We start from the raw sequence: 21,419 nt of genomic DNA, 5'->3' as shown, positions 1-21,419 counted from the left end.
AAAACTCCTCCCACTGTTTACGGGAGGAGTTTTTCGATCTTATTTCTTTAAATGATAGATAACGGATTCATACGGCCTTAAATTAATGGTCTGTGCTGCAGAAGGTGACTGATTGTAATTGGACAGTAAGATTTCACCCTTATATTCGTCAGCTTGAATATGTTCAGGGATGACAAATGATGTTTCTTTCCCATAAAAATTATTAACGACCAAAAGTTTTTCATTTTCACCATTTCGAAGATAAGCAAACACATCAGGATGATCCATAGAAATCAGTTCATATTCTCCAAACGTGATAATATCATATTGCTTGCGAAGCTCGATCAGCTTTTTATAATGATAAAAAATAGAATTCCCGTCCTTCAATGCATTTTCGGCATTTATTTCCCTGTAATTAGATGCAACATTAATCCATGGCGTTCCATCGGAGAAACCAGCATTTTCAGAACCATCCCACTGAACTGGCGTCCGGGAATTATCACGAGATTTGCTTTTGAGAATGTTTATAATTTCCTCTTCGTCCATTCCCTTTTCCTTAAGGATATTATAAACATTCAGTGATTCTACATCTCTGTAGTCTTCAATGCTTTCAAAGCCTGGGTTTGTCATGCCAAACTCCTCACCCTGATAAATATATGGGGTCCCCTGCATCATATGAATGGCTGTCGCTAGCATTTTAGCAGATTCACGATGATATTGTCTGTCATCACCATATCTTGATACAACACGGGGCTGATCATGATTGCACCAGAATAAAGCATTCCAGCCTCCGCCTTTGTACATTTCCGTCTGCCACTTGGATAAAATCTGCTTTAACGCCCCAAAATCAAATTCAGCAAGTGCCCATTTCTCCCCATTAGGGTAATCCACTTTTAAATGATGAAAGTTGAAAGTCATGCTCAACTCTTCCCTCTCAGGATTGGAATACTTTATACAATGATCAATGGAAGTGGAAGACATTTCGCCAACTGTCATACTATCGTATTTTGAAAAAACATGTTCATTCATTTCATGCATAAATTCGTGCACACGAGGTCCGTCTGTATAGAATCTTCTGCCGTCACCCGGAGGCACAGACCCGTCATCATCGGGATAATCCTGGTTTTTAGAAATCAGATTGATTACATCAAGTCTGAATCCATCTACACCTTTTTCAAACCAGTACTCCATCATGTCATACACTTTTTGGCGAAGCTCTTCATTTTCCCAATTTAGATCCGCCTGTGTGACATCAAATAGATGGAGATAGTATTGGCCGGTTGCTTCATCATATTGCCATGCATTACCGCCAAATTTAGATTCCCAGTTCGTCGGTTCGCTTCCATCATCCTTAGGATCCTTCCAGATATAAAAATCTCGGTATGGATTGTCTTTTGATTTTTTAGCTTCCTGGAACCATTGATGTTCAGTGGAAGTATGGTTTACTACAATATCCATAATGATTTTAATATCCCGGTTATGTGCCTCTTCAAGAAGCTTATCAAAGTCTTCCATTGTTCCATACTCTTCATGAATGCTGAAATAATCACTAATGTCATATCCATTGTCACGCTGCGGAGATTTATAGATTGGTGTCAGCCAAACGACGTCGACACCCAACTCTTTTAAGTAATCAAGTTTGGCAATAATTCCAGGGATGTCTCCAAGCCCATTCCCTGTCGTATCGTTAAAGCTTTTCGGATAAATTTGATATACTACTGATTTTTTCCACCACGGTTGTTTCATTATAATCACACCTGTTTTAGTTTTTTTGAAATTGAGTTTTTTTAAGCTGTTGGCTTATAAATGATGTATTATGCTTATTATTCTGCCCGTTGATTTCCGCTGCAGGCATTCACTTTCCGCTCCTATCCACACAGTGGTTAAATTTAGTTGGCTGACTATAAAATTTTAATACTATATTTAATCAGTGATCATGGTACTCATCAACATTTTATCTTTTAGCTGTTAAAAAGAAGGACCTGAGCTTCATAGGGGCGCAGCTTAATTATTCTGCTAACTTGTGTATCTTTATAATTCCCTATCAGCACCTCAAATTTCTTCTCCTGGATGTCAGCAGGGAGTTCGACTTCGGGGTTTCCTCCATAGAAGTTGCACAAAACAAGAAGAATCTGATTGCCCAATGTTCTTGTATAGGCGTACACCACACGATGGTTATCAAGTATTAGGTTATACTTGCCGTAAACAATAATTTCATTTTTCTTTCTGAGTTCAATAAGCTTTTTATAATAATGAAAAACAGAGTCAGGGTCATTCAAGGCCTTTTCCACATTAATGTTTTTATAGTTAGGATTTACTTTTATCCAGGGGATTCCATGCGAAAATCCTCCGTGATCGGAAGAATCCCACTGCATTGGTGTCCTGGCGTTATCACGTCCTTTGGCATAGATGCTTTCAAGGGTCTTTTCCTCTGTCCAGCCACCATTAAGAGCTTCTTTATAAAAATTTAGTGTTTCTATATCCCTGTATTCTTCAATACGTGAGAAACGGACATTCGTCATTCCAATTTCTTCGCCCTGATAAACATAAGGAGTTCCCTTCATCATATGAAGCAATGTTGCGAGCATCTTAGCCGACTTTTCCCTATACTCTCCGTCATTACCGAATCTTGAAACAGAGCGAGGCTGGTCATGGTTATTAAAATAAAGACTGTTCCAGCCAACTTCATCCAGCTCATTTTGCCATTTTGTCAGATTAGCTTTTAAGTCACGCAGATCAAGGGGTTTAAGATCCCACTTGCCACCCGGCCCGTTATCCAGGCTAACATGTTCAAATTGGAAGACCATATTTAACTCATTGCGTGATTCTCCTGTATATTGCCTGGCCAACTGAGGAGTTACACCAGGCATTTCACCAACAGTCATAACATCATACTTTGATAAGGCCTTTTCATTCATCTCCTTCAGGTATTCGTGAATTCTTGGACCGTTTCGATAATACCTGCTTCCTGAAGCATATTTCTTACCCGGCTTTGGTTCATCATCAGGAAGTCCCTCCTCTTTGGAGATAAAGTTAACCACATCCATTCTAAATCCATCAATGCCTTTTCCGAGCCACCAAGTCATCATGCTGTATATTTCATTTCTTAGTTCTGGATTATCCCAATTTAAATCTGGCTGTTTCTTTGAAAACAGATGCAAATAGTATTCTCCTGTATGATCATCAAATTCCCAGGCAGATCCGCCGAAATTACTTCCCCAGTTATTCGGCTCTTTTCCATTCCTTCCTTCGCGCCATATATAATAATCCCTGTATGGATTGTCTTTTGATTTCCTTGACTCTGCAAACCAGATATGTTCGTCCGAACTATGGTTCACCACCAGGTCCATAATGAGTTTAATCTCTCTCTTATGCAGCTCTCGGAGAAGTTCTTCCCAATCTTCCATTGTTCCAAACTCCATCATAATGTCCTGATAATCGCTGATATCATAGCCATTATCATCATTTGGCGATTTATAAACTGGCGAAAGCCAGACTACATCAATCCCAAGCTCCTTCAAATAATCCAGCTTGGAGATGATTCCCTGCAAATCTCCTACTCCATCTCCATTGCTATCCATGAAGCTCCGAGGATATATTTGGTAAACTACACTTTCTTTCCACCAATGCTTCTTCATATGTGGACCTCCTATATTTACATTTTTCTGCAATCCTCGGTAAAATGGAGATACCATGGAATTTTAGAACCCCATGGCATCAATCTTTCTATTCTGCTTTTTTAAATTTCGAGAAAGCTAAAGTCAATACAAAAGGTACGACAAGTGCAATACCCATTCCGATAAAGAAAGCACCCCAGTTTTCCGCAAAGATGGAGAAGAATGCAGGCAAGCCTCCTACTCCTATCGACGGTGCCTTAACTCCATTAATAGTAATGAAGATTCCTGCAATTGCTGACCCAATAATCGCTGCAAAGAACGGGTACTTAAAGCGAAGATTTACCCCAAACATAGCCGGTTCGGTTACTCCAAGCCACGCTGATACTGAAGAAGTAAGTGCAAGCCCTTTCAGCTTTTCGTTCCCTTTGCTTAACAGCATCATGGCAAAAGCCGCGGAACCCTGTGCAATATTAGACAGTGCAACCATCGGCCATAAAAACGTGCCGCCAATGCTCCCAATTAACTGCAGGTCAACTGCCAGGAAGGTATGATGCATACCAGTGATAACGAGAGGAGCATATAATCCTCCGTAAATCAAGCCTCCAAGGGCTGGAACAGCATCAAAGATTCCTACAACCCCATTTGTAATCCAGCTGCCGATCGTGAATGTAATCGGTCCAATGGCAATAAAAGAAAGAAATCCAGTGATCAGTAATGCAATCGGCGCGACAGTCAGAAGCTGAAAAGCATCAGGAATTCTTTTTCGCAGAAATACTTCTATCTTAGCCAATACGTATGAAGCAAATAATACAGGCAATACCTGTCCCTGGTAACCCACCTTTTCAATTTCAAGACCGAATAAATTCCACTTCGGAACTTCTTCTGCTGAACCATAGCCCCATGCATTTAAAAGATCCGGGTGCACTAGCATCAAACCTAGCACAATACCAAGAAGTGGACTTCCGCCAAACCGGTTCACAGCACTCCATCCAATCAAACCGGGAAGGAATACGAAAGCAGTATTGGCTATCAGGTTAATGATGCCAGCCAGATCAGCCCAGTTTGTATAAACTTCAACAAATGACTTATCATCGAAGAAAATATCCGGTGCTGTCATAATGTTGTTGATCCCCATCAGCAAACCAGCTGTTACAATAGCTGGGAGGATTGGAATAAATATATCTGCAAGAGTTTTAATGCCGCGCTGCAATGGATTTAAGTTTTCAGCAGCAGCACTTTTTGTATCTTCTTTTGACGATTCGCCAATTCCTGTTGCTTCTGTCATTTCTTTATACACTTTATCAACGAGGCCTTGTCCAATGACAACCTGGTATTGTCCATTTGTGGAAAAAGAACCTTTCACAATATCTATATTTTCGAGCTTTTCTTTATTGACTTTTCGTTCATCTTTTAAGGCAAAACGCAGCCGTGTTACACAATGAGTAGCCGCTGCGATATTATCCTTGCCCCCTATAGCTTCTACAATTTGCTCTGCTGACTCTTTATTTGTAGCCATTCTTCGCTCTCCTCCTGTTACCGTTTTCATATTAAAGAAAAAAAACAGTTATAAGGTTCTTATTTATTGTTCTCGCCCTTAATACATCTATCTATTGACGCAAACCAACTTGTATATACATGAACTGTTTACGCTTTCATTCTATCTTGTATATACATGTTAGTCAACATTTTTTTCATTCACTATTTTATATACCCACTCAATCGCTTCAGAAGCCAGAAAATAAAAAAACCGGCTTCGAGACTAATTTGTCTGCAAAGCCGGTTCTAAACCTATTGAATAGGTTATTTCCTTTTATCATCGTCATCATCTTTTGTGAGTTCACGGGTAGATTTCTTAAATTCCTTTAAGGTCTCTCCGAAAGCTCTCCCTATTTCAGGTAGTTTCTTAGGACCAAAAATAATAAGAGCCAGAACCAGGATGAGAATTAAACCTGGAATACCGATGTTTGATAACATGCTGAACACTCCTTATTTATCATATCGCTTGAGGCAGTAATAATCATGTTCATTGTCCATTATAGTGGATTGGCTAAAAAAATCATAGCATGAGAGCTATTTTTATGAATTCTCGTTTTTTCACTATTTAAGTGCTTTATCAAGTTCTTCCAGCACTTCACCAATTTTGCGATTATGGATCACATCATCAGCATAGATATCGAAATCTGTAGGTTCCATATTAATAATCACTAGTTTTGCTCCGTTTTGTTTGGCTATGAGCGGAAATTGATTTGCCGGTGTTACAGTCAAGGATGATCCCAGAACAATAAAAAGTTCTGCCTTTTCTGTTTCATCTGCTGCGAAATCTAAAGCTCCCTCAGGTAGCATTTCCCCAAAAAGGACTACTGAAGGACGGAGTACACCACCGCAACTACATTGGAATTGTCCATGCAAATACCCCTCGCTCGGGAACTCTTTTTTACATTTCTGGCAATGGAGTGTCTGCAAATTCCCATGGAGCTCTGATAAATTCTTGCTCCCAGCCAGTCCATGAAAACCATCCACATTCTGGGTTATAATGCTCTTAATAATATCTCTCTTTTCCCAATCTGCTAGAATATAGTGTCCTTCATGGGGATTGCACTCCTTTAGCCCGATTACCCTGTGCCGATAAAATTCTATAAACTCGTTCACATTTTCATTTAGTGCGTCTGTACTGGCTATTTTTCTAGAATCTTTCACACTCCATAATCCATTATTGGCAGACCTGAAATCAGGCAGTCCGCTTTCCGTCGACATTCCTGCTCCAGTTAATATTACTGTATAATTTGATTCCTTCAGCCATTGCTCAAGCAAAGATATCAGCTCCCAATAAGGTTTTGTCACAGGTTAAATAGGACTTCCATTTATTTCTCCAAGTGAAATGTTTATGTCATGTTAGATATGCGGTAAATACTAGATTATAACCTTTTATGCGAATTATCAATATAGGAGTGATAGCTATGCCTAAAATAGAAACGACAGATTATAAGGACGGATATAAAAGATTTTCTTCCAGGGCCAAACGGTATGCAAACGACCCTGAAAAAACAAAAGGACTGCTAAGAAAGGCGACACTTAAAGCAGATAAAAACAAATCTTCATTAAGTGATATATGGGAAAAGTTTCAGCTTCTGACCGATTTAGTTAAGGCTTGGTCAAAAGGCGATTACCGGCACATCTCAAAAAAATCGATCATCTTTATTATTGCTTCCATCCTATACTTTGTGTCCCCTATCGACCTTGTTCCAGACTTTTTAATTGGGATGGGGATCTTGGATGATGCAGCAGTCCTTGGCTTCGCCGTAAGCCAAATTACAGGTGAACTTGAGAAATTCAAAACATGGAAAGACGGTCGGACTATTGAAATGAAATGAAATAAATATCATATGCTGTCGTTTTTGATATTATTTGCTATAATAATGATGGAAAGTATTCATGCCTGTAAAAATTAAATAGCAAGAAATGTAGGGGAACCGGTATGCCGGTTGAGACTTCATCCTTATGATGATGACCCTTTGAACCTGATCTGGCTAATACCGGCGTAGGGAACATATTCTTAAACATACTACATGTTTTTTATATGCGTCCCGGTTTATGCCGGGGCGTTTTTATTTTTTCAGGGCAAACTATCATTGACTTTCCTTGTTACATAAAAGCTTATAGGAGGTTTCATTATGAAGAAATGGATTGCAGCTATCACTGCGCTGCTTATTCTTTCAGGATGTGCCGGCAATGGCCAGGATGCTCAGACTGGAAATGAAGATACAGACAGCAAACAAGAATTGAAAAAAGTTACTGTTGTACTGGATTGGACGCCCAATACCAATCACACTGGCTTATATGTCGCAAAGGACAAAGGCTATTTTAAAGAAGAAGGACTTGATGTTGAAATTATAATGCCAGGTGAAGCAGGTGCAGATCAATTGACTGCATCAGGCAAGGCGGATTTTGGTGTCAGCTATCAGGAAAGCATCACGGAAGCACGTGTACAGGGTGTTCCGCTTGTATCGATAGCAGCTGTTATTCAGCATAATACTTCCGGTTTTGCATCCCCTGCTGAAAAAAACATTAAATCGCCAAAGGATTTTGAAGGAAAAACCTATGGCGGCTGGGGAGCTCCTGTGGAAAAATCGGTAATAGACTCCCTAATGAAAAAAGAAAATGCTGATGTTGATAAGGTCTCCATTGTTAACATGGGGGATGCGGACTTCTTTACAGCTGTTAAAAGAGATATAGACTTCGCATGGATTTATTACGGATGGACAGGTGTAGAAGCAGAGCTTCGGGGGGAAAAGATTAATATGGTCTACCTTACCGACTACTCAGAAAAACTGGATTACTACACGCCTGTCCTGGCAACCAGTGAAAAAATGATTGCAGATAACCCGGATACCGTAAAAGCTTTTGTTAAAGCTGCATCCAGAGGTTATGAATTTGCAATCGAACAGCCTGGCCAAGCATCAGATATTTTAATCAAGAATGCTCCTGACCTGGACAGCGAACTGGTCAAAAAAAGCCAGGAATGGCTATCCCCCCGATATCAGGATGATGCTTCCAGATGGGGTGAACAAAAGCTTGCGGTCTGGGAAAACTATGCAGACTGGATGCATGAAAATGGTCTTTTAGATAAAGAATTAGATGCCGGCAAAGCATTTACAAACGACTTCCTGCCGGAATAAGGAGAGTTTAGAAATATGGCAAACGCACTTGTAAGCATTCAAATCATTCCAAAAACAAAAGATGGGGAAGATGTTATCCCTTACGTCGATGAAGCAATTAGTATTATTCAGCAATCCGGTGTCAAGTACGAAGTACACCCCCTCGAAACAACAATGGAAGGCGATTTAGAACATTTATTGAAAATCATTGCCGATATGAACAAACAAATGATTGAAAAAGGAAGCCGAAATGTAATCTCACAGGTTAAGATTCTATATCAGCCGGACGGTATTGAAATGAGTGATTTAACGGAGAAATACCGCCCATGATAAATGTGTTAAGAAAAGGATGGAGGCCGGCTTCGGTTCTCCTCCTTTTATTCATTGCCTGGGAATTGGCGGTAAATCTGGCAGAAGTCCCTGCATGGCTCCTGCCCCCGCCGACAGATATTGTTCAGGAAGCGATTTCGGGCTGGGAGGGCTTCCGTTTTCATCTTCAATCGACAGTCATGCTTTCTTTATTAGGATTTGCCATTGGCACCGGCATAGGATTACTCACAGCTGTTACACTGCATTTATTGCCTTTTATAAGGGAGTCGGTTTACCCTATCCTTATACTTTCACAAAATGTGCCTATAATTGTTCTGGCCCCTTTGCTGGTTGTTTGGTTTGGTTTCGGCCTGCTTCCAAAGCTGATTGTCATCACACTGGTTTGCTTCTTCCCCATTACTGTTGCAGCATTAGATGGCTTTCGTCAAACCCCTGATGAATTTAAGCATTATATGCTGATGGCAGGGGCCAGCAAAGGACAGCTGTTTTGGAAGCTGGAGCTTCCCTATTCCCTTCCTTCTTTATTTTCAGGGCTAAAAATCTCCGCAACCTATAGTGTGATGGGTGCTGTAATATCCGAATGGCTCGGAGCTAAAGCTGGAATAGGGGTTTATATGACTTTGGCCTCTTCTTCATTTCGGACAGACCGTGTTTTCGTTGCCATTTTTGCGATTATGCTGTTAAGCTTGCTGTTTTTTGGAGGCATATTACTGGCTGAACGTTTGCTTATTAAATGGAAGTCCCGGGAGAGTGCCGTGAAATGATACAATTATCTGTTGAACATTTAACAAAAAGTTTTGATACAAATCAGGTTTTAAATAATTTGAGTTTCCATGTAAATGTTGGGGAGTTTGTTTCGATTTTAGGTCCATCAGGGAGCGGAAAGAGCACTATTTTTAATCTGATTGGCGGCATGCTCCTGCCTGACGAAGGCAGCATAATACTTGGTGGTGAGAAGATCGACGGAAAACGCGGTTCAATCAGCTATATGCCTCAGACACCTTCCCTTTTGCCATGGAGAACCATTCTCCAAAACGTTCTGCTTGGCCAGGAACTAAAAGGAGAAACCGACTCACAAACCGCCAGAAAAATGCTTCAAAAAGCTGGCCTCGGCGACTATGAAAATGCTTATCCTCATGAATTATCAGGGGGCATGAAGCAAAGGGCAGCCTTTATCCGGGCACTATTGAGCCCTCAGCCAATCATTTTACTGGATGAACCTTTTTCAGCATTGGATGAGCTTACCCGCCTTGAAATGCAAAAATGGCTGCTCGATATTTGGAGTGAGCATAAACCGACGATTCTGTTTGTAACTCACAGTATAGAAGAAGCCATTTACCTCTCTGATCGAATTTTAATACTGAGCAGCAAACCTGCTAAAGTAACTCAAGAATATAATGTACCCTTTAACAGGCCAAGAATGGAGGAGCTTTTTCTCGATGAAAATTTCCTCGCCTGCAAAAGAAACATTCATCATGCGCTGAAGAATCAATAGGAGGCAACAGCAATGGATAAGTATATTGATGCCCATATTCATCTTGATAAGTACAGCAATGAAGAATTAAAGAAAATGTTTCATGAGCTGCCGTTCCAGCTTTCGCTTGTTACAGTTTCATGCGATTTAGAATCCTGTAAAAGGAATCTTGCTCTTGCAGAGATTTATCCTTTTGTTAAACCAGCCTTTGGTTTTCACCCTGAACAAGGTTTACCCAGTGATAACGATATTTCAGATCTTTTCAGCTGGATAAACGCTCACAAAGACCAGATGGCTGCTGTTGGGGAGGTTGGGCTTCCATACTATTTAAGGTCTGAAGAGGACATAAAGCTTGATGGATATATTGAACTCCTCGAAGAATTTATTAAGCTTGCTAAAAGGTGGGATAAGCCCATCGTCCTCCACGCTGTTTATGAAGATACACCGGTTGTCTGTGATTTATTGGAAAAACATTCGATTAAAAAAGCTCATTTTCACTGGTTTAAAGGTGACATTTCCGCTGTCAGCAGGCTTATTTCCAATGATTATTCCATCTCTTTTACCCCAGATATTGTATACGAAAAAGAAATACAGAATCTTATCCGGGATTATCCACTGGATAAAATGATGGCTGAAACAGATGGGCCATGGGCATTTGAGGGACCTTTTAAAAACAAGCCAACCCATCCTGCCATGATGGCACATTCTATCAGCACCCTGGCTGAAATAAAAGAAATATCTTTCAACAGCGCTCTTAACCAGGTATATGAAAATACGAAAAGCTTCTATAATATAGATTAATTAAATGGCTTTATGGTCTATTACCGCAGAGCTTTTTAAAATACAGGTTAGTTAAAAAATACCAGATAAATATAATCACTTCGCACCATTCCTAATTTTGGAAATATAAGTTAATCTTATATTGGACACTACTTTTAGGAGGTATGTGATGAAAAAGTATATTTTCTTGTTATTGACTATTTTACTAGTCTTCTCAGGCAATGTTTCTGCACAGCCCAAAAGCTTTTCTGCTGAATTGACTGAAAAAGATTTCATAAAAGCCGTGATGATGGCTGATGAATTTAAGGAATTTAAATCCTCCATTTTAAAAGATGCACGCAGCCAGCCAAAAGCTCTTATTGATGAAAAAGGAAAACAATATGGCTGGACAGTTCAATATGAAATTGATTACAATGAAAAGCATGTTTTCTTAAATGAAAAAGCACTTGTAAATTTCTCCTCCCTTCTATCGTTTTCGTATGAGTCCGACGGAAAAGGATTAAAGGTCCGGCTTGTTGATTACAGCAGACTTATTGAAGATCAGGCTTTTTATGTAAAAGACCTGAAATCTGATGAAGAAACCAAAATAGATATCTCAAAAGACAGCACCTTTACTGAATATTTGACAGAGGTAGAAATGAAGAAAATGCATTTGATTGAAGAAGCAGCAGTAAGCAATGCTGTCACTTCCGATAAAATCACTGCAGCTGGCGAGTTATGCTACTACTGTACAAAATATGAATGGCGCGGCGGATACCCTTGCTCATCCGCAAATACTGAGCCTGAAGTTTCAGTTTCTTCCCAGCTGAAAGAAAGTGGACTTAATCCAGATTCGGTAATCATTGACTGTTATGTACCCCGCCATAAAGTATGTGTTAGCGGGGAATGGAGAACATATTGCCCTATTCAATAAAAGAAAAGCGGAACGCTTATGCTTACCTTCGACATGTATAAGCAAATCGCGCCTGGAGCCAGGCATTTATAAAACCGGCTAAGCAGATGCTTAGCCGGTTTTGTTATCCCTTTGTGCCTGATGTGATATTTGAACCTTCTATGAAGTGCTTCTGGAAGAAGAAAAATAGCAGTACAACTGGCAGGAGAACCATGACTGACATGGCCATCAGGTAATTCCATTGTGTCTGAACTGTTCCCTTGAAGGTCTGAAGCCCGATTTGCAGTGTGTACAGACTTTCATCATTTATATACAATAATGGTCCGAGAAGATCATTCCATGCCCCATTAAATGAAAAAATGGCCACTGTAATAAGAGCTGGCTTCGTCAGCGGCAGCATGACATGCCACCAGATCTGCAGATGATTCGCGCCGTCAAGTACTGCCGCCTCTATTAGTTCATTAGGAATGGTCATCATAAACTGGCGCAATAGGAAGATGAAAAAGGCACTCCCCAAAAAAGCTGGAACAATCAGCGGCAGGTACGTATTTACCCAGCCGAGCTTCGAGAATAAAATGTACTGAGGCACCATCGTGACAAACCCCGGAATCAGCATGGTTGATAACACAACTATAAACAAAGCATTTCTTCCTTTAAAACGGATTTTTGCAAACGCATAAGCAACTAGCGAATTGACAAGAACACTTCCAGCCATTCCGCAAAAGGCAATAAAAAACGTATTCATTGCCCAGCGGGTAAACGGCGCTGTTTTCCAGGCTTCAACATAATTGGAAAAATGGAATTCTTTTGGCACAAAGGTAGGCGGATATTGGGCAATCTCAGCAGGAGATTTCAATGATGTCGAAATCATCCACCACAGCGGAGATAAGAACAGTACACTTCCTGCTAATAAAACGGTAAAAATAATCGTCTGCTTTAATTTATCTTTGAATTTTTTTGTCTCATAAAACTTAGGTGCTGCGGCAGTTCTCATTTATTATCCCCCCCCCTCATAATGAACCCATTTTTTGCCGAGTTTCATATTAATGATTGTCAGTACCATAACGACAATAAACAGAAGCCAGGCCATTGCAGATGCATAGCCCATGTCAAACACTTCAAACGCGTTATTCCACATATGCAGATTGTAGAATAGGAGTGAATTTCCTGGTCCCCCGCTTCCGTTTTCTGTCATGACATATGCTTCTTGAAAGATCTGAAAGGCACCTATGGTACTAGTCAGCACATCGAAGAAAATGATTGGTGAAATCATTGGCAGTGTGATATAAAAGAATTTCTTCATAACACCTGCCCCATCAAGATCGGCTGCTTCATACAGTGAAGCTGAAACTCCCTGCAGACTTGCAAGGTAAAGCAGCATCCCGCCGCCGACACTCCACATTTTCATCAAAATCAAAGCCGGTTTCGTCCATTCAGGATCAAACAGCCAGGCTGGCCCTTCAATCCCAATCCATGCAAGAAACGTATTTACCAGTCCTGTCGAAGGACTTAGCAGCTGCATCCACAAAAAGTAAACCGCAACACCCGAGAGGATAGCAGGCAGATAATAAAGTGTGCGGAAGAATTTCATGCCTCTTACTTTCTGATTTAAAAGAACCGATAGAAAAATCGCCCCTGCAGTAGTCAGCGGGACAGAGAATAAAACGTAATAAAGGGTATTCCATAAAGACGTTTTAAAAAGATCATCGATTGTAAACATGCGTTTAAAATTATCAAGGCCGATAAAATTCATTCTTGAAGTAATATTATAATCTGTAAAACTGGCAAATAAGGAAAATAATAGCGGACCAAATGTCAGTCCAAGGAAACCAATAATCCACGGGCTGATGAATAGATAGCCAAAGATATTTTCTCTTGTTTGGCGGGACATCCGTCTGCGTGATGTCTTTTCTTTTTTTCCCGCAAGTCCCGCTCCCCGGCGCGCAATCGTTGTATCATATGATTTCAACCCATACACCTTCTTTTATTTATTTTTAAAGAGAGAAGGAGGCCCCCTTCTCTCTTTGTTCTATTTTCTCTTTAGTTTTTCAACATCTTTCTCTGCTTCCGCCAGTCCTTTTTCCGGCTTCGTTTTTCCAAGCAGCACACTGTCAATATGCGGATTTATGCGGCTCTGGTAATCAGGATACTTTACTGGAACCGGAAACAATTGCGTTTGATCCAGGTTTTTCACCGAAGCTTCATATACGTACTTATCATCACCCTTAAGATCATTAACAACTGCTTCTGCAGCTTCTTTGTTTGCAACATTATCATAGTTTTTCATAGCCCAGTATTTTTGTGCCTCCTGGCCAGTTAAATACTTGATAAATTTCATAGCTTCCTCAGGATGTTTGGCTCCTTTCGGTATTTCAGCTACGAAACCGCCTCCATCGCTCCAATTCCCCGAACCTTTTTCATATGCAGGAATAGGGGCTACCCCAAAGTTCATATCCTCTCCATAGTCACGAATCTGTGTATAAAAAGTACCGATATCAACCCACATTGCCACTTTGCCTGCAATGAATGGATTTGACTGCTCACTGCCAAATTCAGCTTCAAAAGATTGAACTGTCTTCTCACCAAGACGCTCTTTCCATCCCAGCAGCCATCGAAGCGCTTCCTGCTTTTTAGGTGTATTGATGTAAAGTTCTCCATCTTGAATGAATCCTTTTCCGCCGTCAGCGCTTGTCATCCAGCTAGCAGCACCAATGCTGCCCCATAGCGGATAAAAGCCAACTCTCTCATAGCGGTCTCCATCCTTTATATCAAGCTTTGCGGCGTACTCCTCAAGCTCCGCCCATGTTGCTGGCGGCTTTTCCGGATCAAGTCCAGCTTCTTTAAAAGCATCTTTATTGTAAAATAGCAATCTTGTATCTGTATTGAATGGAACTGCATAAGGTTTGTCCCCGTACATTACAGTTTCCCATAAATGAGGATAAAATTGATCTTTGAAGGATTCATCGATATACTTGCTCAGATCTTCCGATTGGGCATTTTCAGCTCGCTGGGCGACTGAATTGATATCGTTTATAATAACATCCGCCGGGTTTCCCGCTGCAACGGATGCCAGGTTCTTGGTCCAAATATCTCCCCAGGGCAAATATGTATGCTTTACAAAAACTTCATCCTGTGAATTGTTAAAATCCTCTATGATTTTTTCAATGATCGGACGCCTCGTTTCTGAACCCCAGAAGCTCCAAAAATCAACAATTACTTTTCCATCCTTCGTTTTTTCTGCCTGAACACTTTCCCCACCTGAACAGCCTGCCAAGGTACCAATAAGCAGGATGGCGGAAATGATAAAGATTAATCCCTTTTTCATAATGCTCCCCCTAAATAATATTTAATCTTCTGCTTTAAGCTTGTGCCTAACCCCTGCGCAAGGAAAAATACTGGCCAGCAAATAAATTAATAATCAACTAAGATAGTACTACCCTGTTATTTGGGGATAAAACATTATTTTGAAAAAATTCTCGTAATTTGTAAATCTCCAGGACTTTACGCCTAATAAAAAAAAGACCCCTAAAAAGGAGTCTGAATTAAGGAGTTTTTTGAATGCTTTGCGCAATGGCTTCCAAATACTCAATGAATATGGCACCTTCTTCAGAGGGAACTGCATACATTATCTCACTGTCCATTGACTTGAAATATACCTCACCACGCTCGTTCCAGACCTTCACCTTTACAGGGTCTTTGCCTTTCATAATAAATTGGATATCATATAATGGTTTTGAGTCGATGACGGCCTCGGCAGGCATTGCTGAATTTATGGCAGTTCTTGCCGTGTTTTCCCACTTTTCATCTTTTACAGTCGCGGTTTCAGCAGAATACGTTCCATCAGCAGAGAAGGAATTCTCAGTTTCTGATAGAGCAATAGCTGTTTGACTGATAAAACTATCCCCAAGCATATCTGTACTGCTGCTGCCTCTTGTCGTTGAATCCTCAGAAAAAATAATGAAAGCGAACATAATACAAGCAGCCATTACTGCGGCGGCAGATAAAAATTCAGGGAAAATATTTTTCTTTCTTTTTGGCCTATCCTCTATGCCACTCCATATTTTTTGCAGGCTATCCTGCTTTTGCTTTTGCGATCGCGGAATACGGTCTAATTCACGAAAAGAATTATCGAATCCGAATGAGCTCTTCATGGATTTCCCCCCTTTTCTGCAATTCTTTTTTTAGTGCTGCGAGTGCCCTGGAAGTGGTGATTTTAACTTTGTTTTCGTTCCAATTCAAGATTTCTGCCGTTTCCTTGATGGAAAACTCCTTTATTTTTCTCAAAATCAGCACTTCTTGATAGCTTAATTTCAAATGTCGGATTGCTTCATATAAGAGTGTAACTTTTTCACCCTTAATCATAATCTCGGTTGGGGTCTCTTCATCTGATTGGAGCTGGAATTTTTCAATTGAGAAAAATTTGAATCTGTTTTTTTTACGCAGATAATCAATGGCTACATTTCTTGATATTCGGACCAGCCATGTAAAGATCTGGGACTCCCCATTAAATTGGCTCATATATTTATAAGCTTTAATAAAGGTGTCCTGTGTCAAATCTTCGGCGACTTCCTTATCATTCACGAGAAGAAATATGTATCCATAAATTCGATCGCTGTATTCGCTGTATATATCTTCAAAAGCTTCAGCCGATATTCTCTCCATTGCGGCGCCCCCTCGCGTATTATTAGACGAATGAAAAATAGAAAAGAAACACTTTTCCAATATTTATGTAAAATAGTCAAAAGAAATTTCATGCAGGCCAAGAATCCAAATTTTGTTCATTTATCCTATTTTTTCTAAATGTCCTGATTCTATTGTATTAATTAAGACGAATTCCGAAGAAAGAGTCATTTTCCCTGTAACCATTCTTCCAGCCACAATTCACAAGTAAATACAAAGAAAGTTACACTTCAAAATACCCATTTTCATATAATTTACTTGCTATTTTCCTATTGGATTGACGAAAGGCATCTTTTAAAAATCCCCCTCTTTTTATTCATTTTATCATTCTGGGAAAATACTGCCTCCCTCCTTTTTCTTATTTTTTCCAAAAATTATTATTATTTCAATATTCCTGGGTATAAATGATTCCTTTCATCTAGATAAAACCAGGTTAAGTTGATTCTTTAAGACTGTAACCTTATGAATGCTCTAAAACCTTCTAGCTATTTTATTCATTCCACAGCAATAAACTTCATTTTTCGACAATCTCCAGCTGATTCTTCAGCTAAAGTTCTTGTTAACGGAAGGGTTTTCCATTTTTGGAAGAAACCCTTAGGAGGTGATCGAGTTCATTCTGCCGGAAAACTATTTAAGAAATTAAACAAAACAAGGAGGGAATTTTTTGAAAAGAAAAAGAAACTCATTGAATCGCATTCTTTATGTGATGCTGACAGCTTTTTTGATTTTGCCGCTGATGTTCCCGGGCATGGGATCAGCAGAAAGTAAAAGCTCTCCGCATACCTCAGTTAAGGAAGCTGCACCTCAGACAGCAAAAAGCAAAATAAACAGCTCATTGCTGAAACAATTTGATAAAGAAGATAAAGTAACATTCCTGATAAAATTTAAAGAACAAGCTGATACTTCAGCAGCAGCCAAGAAAGCTCAAAAATCGGCTGCATCCCAAAAACTGACAGCCTCTAAATCCAAGTACATGAAACGTTCTGCAGTCCTATCCTCACTAAGATCTACAGCTATTGAAACTCAAGGCCAAGTCACAGATTTCCTTAAAAAGCAGGAAAAAGACGGCAAGGCAAAAGATGTTCAATCCTTCTACATCGTCAACGCCATTGCAGTAACAGCTACAAAGGACGTTATGGAACAAATCGCCGTGTTCCCTGAAGTAGAAAAAATCCTTCCAAACGAAACTAGACAGCTTCATAAGCCAGTAAAGGAAGCCGCAAAGACTCTAAAAACACAAGCAAAAACAAATTCAATCGAGTGGAATATTGACCGTGTCGGCGCTCCTGCTGTATGGGAAATGGGAATCGACGGTTCGGGTACTGTCGTTGCGTCCATTGATACAGGTGTTCAGTGGAACCACCCGGCGTTAAAAGAAAAATACCGGGGCTATAACGCAGCACAACCCGATTCACCAACGCATGAATTCAGCTGGTTTGATGCCACTGCAGGTCAGACAGCACCATATGATGATCAGGGACATGGTACCCACGTAACTGGAACAATGGTGGGTTCCGAGCCAAATGGAGCCAATCAGATTGGGGTTGCACCTGGTGCAAAGTGGATTGCAGTAAAAGCCTTCACTGCAAGCGGCGGAACTGATATAGATCTGCTTGAAGCAGGTGAATGGATTCTAGCTCCAAAGGATGCTGAAGGAAACCCTCATCCTGAAAAAGCTCCGGATGTTGTCAACAATTCATGGGGCGGCGGACCTGGGCTGGATGAGTGGTATCGTCCAATGGTTCAAGCATGGCGAGCAGCTGAAATTTTCCCAGAGTTCTCTGCCGGAAACACAACTTTGTTTAATCCAGGCGGGCCTGGTTCCGTTGCTACACCGGCTAACTACCCGGAATCATTCGCAACTGGTGCGACAGACATTAATAATGGTTTAGGCAGCTTCTCATTGCTGGGACCGTCACCATACGATGAGATTAAACCTGATGTATCTGCACCCGGAGTCAACATTCGTTCGTCAGTTCCTGGAAGCGGATATGAAGGCGGCTGGAATGGAACTTCCATGGCTGGCCCGCATGTTTCTGCGGTTGCCGCGCTGCTCCGCCAGGTTGATTCAAGTCTGACTGTTGAAGAGATGGAGGAAATTTTACTGACTACCTCTACTCCATTGACAAATGGTACTTATCCTGAGACGCCAAATAATGGTTTTGGATATGGGCTCATCAATGCGTTCGATGCGGTTTCTTCCGTACTGACTGGCCTTGGGAAAATTAAAGGCCAGGTTGCAAAAGAAGGAGATGACTCAGAAGCTCCTGCAGCCAATCACGAAGCACCTCAGGAAACATATACAGGAATGGATCTGGCACTTGAATTGTCGGCATCAGATAATGTAAGCGTCACAAGAGTTGATCTTGAATACTTAAAAGCTGACGGCAGCTGGGCAGCCATTGAGGCCAAAAGAACAGCTGGAAACTATAAAGAAGGTACTTACCAGGCAGTTATTCCTGGAGAAGACATCGCCGAGCCTTCCGTAACTTATAAATGGAAGGTAAATGATTTTGGCGGAAATTTAACTGAAACTGACTCCTATGAAGTTGCGGTAAGACCTGGAATCAGCATCGGCTATTCTCAGGACTTTGAATCACAGCCGGCCGGCTGGACTTCATATGGACCGGAAAACAGCTGGGAGTGGGGTGTTCCATCTTCAGGTCCTGGCAATGCAGCATCCGGGGACAATGTATATGCAACTAAACTTGACGGCAACTATGCAAATAGAGCAAACATGAATCTGCAGATGCCTCCTATTGACCTGCCGGAAGGCAATGCCTACCTCCAGTTCAAGCAATGGCACGAGCTTGAAAACCGTTATGATTACGGCCATGTATTCGTTTCAACTGACATGGAAAACTGGGAACAGGCTCTTCGCGTAAACGGTAATACAACAGGCTGGGTTAATGCAGAAGTGGATTTAAGTGCGTATGCAGGACAGAGAATTTATGTAGCATTCAATGTGACTACCGATGGATCAGTACAGAAGCAAGGCTGGTATATCGATGATGTCCAATTATCTGATTCTCCAGTTGAACCTGCAGGTAAAGCTCAGCTTGGCATCAGCAAGGATAAACCTTCTGCAGAACTAAAGAAAGAAAAGGTAAATCCGGATAGCATTGTTCCTAAAAAGGATACACCTGCAAAAGATGATGATAAACAGCAACAGCCTGCGCCTATGCTGCTTCCGCTTACTGCCGAAGTAAGTGTGCTGGAATCAGGCAGGTCCGTATTTACTAATCCTCAAAATGGAGCGTTTGAAATGACACATGCTTCAGGAGATTTCACTGTAAAAGCGGAAGCTTACGGTTATCGTTCTCAAACGCAGAACGTAAATATCCCGCAGGATGGAGAAGCGACTGCAAATTTCGTCCTTGAGGAAATACCAAAAGGGACAGTCACAGGTGTTGTGACAAATGAAGCAACTGGAGACCCTGTTGCAAATACTGCGCTTCTTTTAATAGAAGATGCAGCAGTACAGCCAGTAACAACAAATGAAAACGGTGAATATACAATCACAGCCTATGAAGGCACATACACTTTAAAAGCTATGGCACCTTCCTACTACAGCAAGGAGCAGAGCATCACGATCGAAGGCGGCTCTTCTTTAGAGCAAAATATTGAGCTAAAGCCATTTATCGGATACCCGGGTGAAATCGGATATGATGATGGTACAGCTGAAAATGCACGTGCATTCTACGATGCCGGCAACGGCTGGGCAGTTAAGATGTCCCTTGCATCCGGCCATGACAGTGCGATGGTTACTGGCGGTTTATTCCGCTTCTGGGATACCACCTGGCCGACTCCGGGCGGAACAGACTTCAAAGTAGAAGTATACGATGCAAGCGGACCAGATGGAGCACCTGGCAAAAAGCTGGCAGGTCCATTTGAAGCAACAGCCCTAAGAAACGGTGAATGGACACATGTCGATCTTAGTGACGAAGGAATCGTTACAGATGGCGACTTCTATCTGGTATATATCCAATCAGCACCGAATCCTAATGCTCCAGGTCTTGGTACAGATGAGGATGGAGAAAATGCAGGACGGAGCTGGCAGCTTGTAGGCGGAGCATGGTCTCCTGCTCCTGAGGATGAAGGAAACTATATGATCCGTGCCACAGTGAACTATGAAGTAACTGCACCAGTCATCACTTCTCCAGCTGACGGAGGCTTCACAAACCAAGGGAAAGTTACAGTTGAAGGTACTTCAGCCCCTACAACTACTGTAAAAGTATTTAATAATGGTGAAGAAGTCGCATCATCAGAAACAACTGAGGAAGGTACATTCTCAAGTGAAGTTTCCCTTTCTGAAGGGGAAAATACTCTTACAGCGAAGGCATCTACAGAGTCAGGATCTACCGATGCCTCTGAACCTGTAAAAGTAATATATGACAAAACAAAGCCGGAATTGGCAATAACAAGTCCGGCAGATAAATCCAAAACAAACAAAGAAACAGTCACTGTTAAAGGAACCGTTTCAGACGATAACCTTGATTGGGTTAAAGTCAACGGCCAGGCAGCAAAGATTACAGATGGTGAATACACCCTTCGCATCCTGCTGGATGAAGGTGAAAACACCATTACGGTAACAGCACAGGATAAAGCGAAAAACACCGAAGAAAAAACAATCACGGTCGATGCTAAATACACCGCTCCAGCCATAGAAAATCTTCTTCCTGCAGAAGACAAGGAACTTAAGAAAGGCGAATCGGTAAAAATCGAATTTGATAGCGAACCAGGGTTAAAAGCGGCGTTTGCCATCAGAATGCCTTTAACAAATGCTGGGGGACAGCTGAATAACGCTACTGAGCTTCCAATGATGGAAACTTCCCCAGGCCATTATGTCGGCTACTATACCGCCACATCAAATGTAAAGGCACCTAGTGCCGAAATCGAAGTGAAAGTAACGGATGACTACGGCAATGAAACTCGCAAGACAGCAGAAGGCAAACTGTGGATTAATGCGAAAAAGAATAATAATAGCACTAAAACGAAGTAAAAATCAGATG

The 21,419-nt window shown here is 41.1% G+C and carries 18 protein-coding genes and 1 riboswitch; of the genes, 8 read left to right on the top strand and 10 right to left on the bottom strand.

Annotated elements, in window-relative coordinates; translation table 11 throughout:
- Window positions 1–39: 39 nt before the first annotated feature.
- The 5 genes from treC to DFO72_RS19265 all read right to left on the bottom strand — a co-directional run bounded on the left by treC (window position 40) and on the right by DFO72_RS19265 (window position 6,407).
- Entirely contained in the window at window positions 40–1,725 is a 1,686-nt protein-coding gene (gene treC, locus DFO72_RS19285) for an alpha,alpha-phosphotrehalase (RefSeq protein ID WP_113883259.1), read from the bottom strand.
- Window positions 1,726–1,940: 215 nt separating this feature from the next.
- Window positions 1,941–3,617 carry a glycoside hydrolase family 13 protein gene (locus tag DFO72_RS19280; protein ID WP_113883260.1) on the bottom strand — a complete coding sequence of 559 codons (1,677 nt, stop codon included), beginning with the start codon at window positions 3,615–3,617 and terminating at the stop codon, window positions 1,941–1,943.
- 88 nt (window positions 3,618–3,705) lie between these two features.
- A complete protein-coding gene (gene treP / locus DFO72_RS19275; protein WP_113883261.1) occupies window positions 3,706–5,112 on the bottom strand; it encodes a PTS system trehalose-specific EIIBC component in 1,407 nt (468 codons plus the stop codon).
- A gap of 284 nt (window positions 5,113–5,396) precedes the next feature.
- Window positions 5,397–5,570, bottom strand: coding sequence for a twin-arginine translocase TatA/TatE family subunit (tatA, locus tag DFO72_RS19270; RefSeq protein ID WP_113883262.1), 174 nt, complete (start codon window positions 5,568–5,570; stop codon window positions 5,397–5,399).
- A 123-nt stretch (window positions 5,571–5,693) separates the two neighbouring features.
- Window positions 5,694–6,407, bottom strand: coding sequence for an NAD-dependent deacylase (locus DFO72_RS19265; protein WP_113883263.1), 714 nt, complete (start codon window positions 6,405–6,407; stop codon window positions 5,694–5,696).
- A 146-nt stretch (window positions 6,408–6,553) separates the two neighbouring features.
- Here DFO72_RS19265 and DFO72_RS19260 point away from each other — a divergent pair, with 146 nt between their 5' ends.
- The 7 genes from DFO72_RS19260 (at window position 6,554) to DFO72_RS19230 (ending at window position 11,748) form a co-directional block, all read left to right on the top strand.
- A complete protein-coding gene (locus DFO72_RS19260) occupies window positions 6,554–6,967 on the top strand; it encodes a YkvA family protein (protein WP_113883264.1) in 414 nt (137 codons plus the stop codon).
- An 82-nt stretch (window positions 6,968–7,049) separates the two neighbouring features.
- A riboswitch (TPP riboswitch) is annotated at window positions 7,050–7,158 on the top strand.
- A gap of 109 nt (window positions 7,159–7,267) precedes the next feature.
- A complete protein-coding gene (locus DFO72_RS19255) occupies window positions 7,268–8,272 on the top strand; it encodes an ABC transporter substrate-binding protein (RefSeq protein WP_113883265.1) in 1,005 nt (334 codons plus the stop codon).
- 15 nt (window positions 8,273–8,287) lie between these two features.
- Window positions 8,288–8,581 carry a thiamine-binding protein gene (locus tag DFO72_RS19250; RefSeq protein WP_113883266.1) on the top strand — a complete coding sequence of 98 codons (294 nt, stop codon included), beginning with the start codon at window positions 8,288–8,290 and terminating at the stop codon, window positions 8,579–8,581.
- A complete protein-coding gene (locus DFO72_RS19245; protein WP_113883267.1) occupies window positions 8,578–9,345 on the top strand; it encodes an ABC transporter permease in 768 nt (255 codons plus the stop codon). Before DFO72_RS19250 ends, DFO72_RS19245 begins: the two co-directional genes overlap by 4 nt.
- The gene (locus tag DFO72_RS19240; RefSeq protein WP_113883268.1) at window positions 9,342–10,076 is read left to right on the top strand and encodes an ABC transporter ATP-binding protein; all 735 of its coding nucleotides are present in this window, start codon (window positions 9,342–9,344) and stop codon (window positions 10,074–10,076) included. The genes DFO72_RS19245 and DFO72_RS19240 overlap by 4 nt, the downstream gene beginning before the upstream one ends.
- A 12-nt stretch (window positions 10,077–10,088) precedes the next feature.
- Complete coding sequence (locus DFO72_RS19235; protein ID WP_113883269.1) at window positions 10,089–10,856, top strand: TatD family hydrolase; 768 nt, start codon at window positions 10,089–10,091, stop codon at window positions 10,854–10,856.
- A 148-nt stretch (window positions 10,857–11,004) separates the two neighbouring features.
- Window positions 11,005–11,748, top strand: coding sequence for a hypothetical protein (locus tag DFO72_RS19230; RefSeq protein ID WP_113883270.1), 744 nt, complete (start codon window positions 11,005–11,007; stop codon window positions 11,746–11,748).
- A 103-nt stretch (window positions 11,749–11,851) separates the two neighbouring features.
- On the opposite strand, the gene DFO72_RS19225 is transcribed toward DFO72_RS19230, so the two are convergent.
- From DFO72_RS19225 to DFO72_RS19205, 5 genes are all read right to left on the bottom strand, one after another.
- A complete protein-coding gene (locus DFO72_RS19225) occupies window positions 11,852–12,721 on the bottom strand; it encodes a carbohydrate ABC transporter permease (RefSeq protein WP_113883271.1) in 870 nt (289 codons plus the stop codon).
- Between the two features lie 3 nt (window positions 12,722–12,724).
- A complete protein-coding gene (locus DFO72_RS19220; protein WP_113883272.1) occupies window positions 12,725–13,696 on the bottom strand; it encodes a carbohydrate ABC transporter permease in 972 nt (323 codons plus the stop codon).
- A gap of 60 nt (window positions 13,697–13,756) precedes the next feature.
- Window positions 13,757–15,052, bottom strand: a complete 1,296-nt coding sequence (locus DFO72_RS19215) for an ABC transporter substrate-binding protein (RefSeq protein ID WP_113883273.1) — start codon at window positions 15,050–15,052, stop codon at window positions 13,757–13,759.
- Window positions 15,053–15,269: 217 nt separating this feature from the next.
- Window positions 15,270–15,878, bottom strand: coding sequence for a hypothetical protein (locus tag DFO72_RS19210; RefSeq protein WP_113883274.1), 609 nt, complete (start codon window positions 15,876–15,878; stop codon window positions 15,270–15,272).
- Window positions 15,853–16,389 (bottom strand): RNA polymerase sigma factor, encoded by a 537-nt coding sequence (locus tag DFO72_RS19205; RefSeq protein ID WP_019381590.1) that lies wholly within the window; start codon window positions 16,387–16,389, stop codon window positions 15,853–15,855. Before DFO72_RS19205 ends, DFO72_RS19210 begins: the two co-directional genes overlap by 26 nt.
- Before the next feature lie 682 nt (window positions 16,390–17,071).
- Here DFO72_RS19205 and DFO72_RS19200 point away from each other — a divergent pair.
- Entirely contained in the window at window positions 17,072–21,409 is a 4,338-nt protein-coding gene (locus DFO72_RS19200; RefSeq protein ID WP_113883275.1) for a S8 family peptidase, read from the top strand.
- Window positions 21,410–21,419: the final 10 nt, after the last annotated feature.

It is taken from the genome of Cytobacillus oceanisediminis (assembly GCF_004366035.1).
GTDB lineage: Bacteria > Bacillota > Bacilli > Bacillales > Cytobacillaceae > Cytobacillus > Cytobacillus oceanisediminis_C.
Note: the sequence above shows the minus strand (reverse complement) of the source record. Positions and strands in the feature narration are given on the sequence as shown.